The following is a 2500-nucleotide window of genomic DNA, read 5'->3' as shown; positions in this document are numbered from 1 at the left end:
GAAATTCCGTCGGAATCTGGGAGGACCATCTCCCAAGGCTAAATACTCCCTAGTGATCGATAGTGAACCAGTACCGTGAGGGAAAGGTGAAAAGCACCCCGGAAGGGGAGTGAAAGAGATCCTGAAACCGTGTGCCTACAAATAGTCAGAGCCCGTTAATGGGTGATGGCGTGCCTTTTGTAGAATGAACCGGCGAGTTACGATCCCGTGCGAGGTTAAGCTGAAGAGGCGGAGCCGCAGCGAAAGCGAGTCTGAATAGGGCGTTTAGTACGTGGTCGTAGACCCGAAACCAGGTGATCTACCCATGTCCAGGGTGAAGTTCAGGTAACACTGAATGGAGGCCCGAACCCACGCACGTTGAAAAGTGCGGGGATGAGGTGTGGGTAGCGGAGAAATTCCAATCGAACCTGGAGATAGCTGGTTCTCCCCGAAATAGCTTTAGGGCTAGCCTTAAGTGTAAGAGTCTTGGAGGTAGAGCACTGATTGAACTAGGGGTCCTCATCGGATTACCGAATTCAGTCAAACTCCGAATGCCAATGACTTATCCTTAGGAGTCAGACTGCGAGTGATAAGATCCGTAGTCAAGAGGGAAACAGCCCAGATCGCCAGCTAAGGTCCCAAAGTGTGTATTAAGTGGAAAAGGATGTGGAGTTGCTTAGACAACTAGGATGTTGGCTTAGAAGCAGCCACCATTTAAAGAGTGCGTAATAGCTCACTAGTCGAGTGACTCTGCGCCGAAAATGTACCGGGGCTAAATACACCACCGAAGCTGCGAATTGATACCAATGGTATCAGTGGTAGGGGAGCGTTCTAAGTGCAGTGAAGTCAGACCGGAAGGACTGGTGGAGCGCTTAGAAGTGAGAATGCCGGTATGAGTAGCGAAAGACGGGTGAGAATCCCGTCCACCGAATGCCTAAGGTTTCCTGAGGAAGGCTCGTCCGCTCAGGGTTAGTCAGGACCTAAGCCGAGGCCGACAGGCGTAGGCGATGGACAACAGGTTGATATTCCTGTACCACCTCTTTATCGTTTGAGCAATGGAGGGACGCAGAAGGATAGAAGAAGCGTGCGATTGGTTGTGCACGTCCAAGCAGTTAGGCTGATAAGTAGGCAAATCCGCTTATCGTGAAGGCTGAGCTGTGATGGGGAAGCTCCTTATGGAGCGAAGTCTTTGATTCCCCGCTGCCAAGAAAAGCTTCTAGCGAGATAAAAGGTGCCTGTACCGCAAACCGACACAGGTAGGCGAGGAGAGAATCCTAAGGTGTGCGAGAGAACTCTGGTTAAGGAACTCGGCAAAATGACCCCGTAACTTCGGGAGAAGGGGTGCTTTCTTAACGGAAAGCCGCAGTGAATAGGCCCAAGCGACTGTTTAGCAAAAACACAGGTCTCTGCGAAGCCGTAAGGCGAAGTATAGGGGCTGACACCTGCCCGGTGCTGGAAGGTTAAGGAGAGGGGTTAGCGTAAGCGAAGCTCTGAACTGAAGCCCCAGTAAACGGCGGCCGTAACTATAACGGTCCTAAGGTAGCGAAATTCCTTGTCGGGTAAGTTCCGACCCGCACGAAAGGTGTAACGATTTGGGCACTGTCTCAACCAGAGACTCGGTGAAATTATAGTACCTGTGAAGATGCAGGTTACCCGCGACAGGACGGAAAGACCCCGTGGAGCTTTACTGTAGCCTGATATTGAATTTTGGTACAGTTTGTACAGGATAGGCGGGAGCCATTGAAACCGGAGCGCTAGCTTCGGTGGAGGCGCTGGTGGGATACCGCCCTGACTGTATTGAAATTCTAACCTACGGGTCTTATCGACCCGGGAGACAGTGTCAGGTGGGCAGTTTGACTGGGGCGGTCGCCTCCTAAAGTGTAACGGAGGCGCCCAAAGGTTCCCTCAGAATGGTTGGAAATCATTCGTAGAGTGCAAAGGCATAAGGGAGCTTGACTGCGAGACCTACAAGTCGAGCAGGGACGAAAGTCGGGCTTAGTGATCCGGTGGTTCCGCATGGAAGGGCCATCGCTCAACGGATAAAAGCTACCCCGGGGATAACAGGCTTATCTCCCCCAAGAGTCCACATCGACGGGGAGGTTTGGCACCTCGATGTCGGCTCATCGCATCCTGGGGCTGTAGTCGGTCCCAAGGGTTGGGCTGTTCGCCCATTAAAGCGGTACGCGAGCTGGGTTCAGAACGTCGTGAGACAGTTCGGTCCCTATCCGTCGTGGGCGTAGGAAATTTGAGAGGAGCTGTCCTTAGTACGAGAGGACCGGGATGGACGCACCGCTGGTGTACCAGTTGTTCTGCCAAGGGCATAGCTGGGTAGCTATGTGCGGAAGGGATAAGTGCTGAAAGCATCTAAGCATGAAGCCCCCCTCAAGATGAGATTTCCCATAGCGTAAGCTAGTAAGATCCCTGAAAGATGATCAGGTTGATAGGTTCGAGGTGGAAGCATGGTGACATGTGGAGCTGACGAATACTAATAGATCGAGGACTTAACCATATAATATGAAGC

1 rRNA gene (cut by a window edge) is annotated in these 2500 nt (G+C 52.2%); it reads left to right on the top strand.

What is annotated here, in order from left to right:
- A 23S ribosomal RNA gene (locus DM800_RS26075) occupies nucleotides 1-2488 on the top strand; it begins 421 nt to the left of the window's first position.
- The last annotated feature ends 12 nt before the right edge of the window (nucleotides 2489-2500 follow it).

The organism is Bacillus sp. AY18-3, from assembly GCF_008042305.1.
Taxonomy (GTDB): Bacteria; Bacillota; Bacilli; order Bacillales; family Bacillaceae_G; genus Bacillus_A; species Bacillus_A wiedmannii.
The sequence above is the reverse complement of the archived record's forward strand: the minus strand, read 5'-3'. Positions and strand labels throughout refer to the sequence as shown.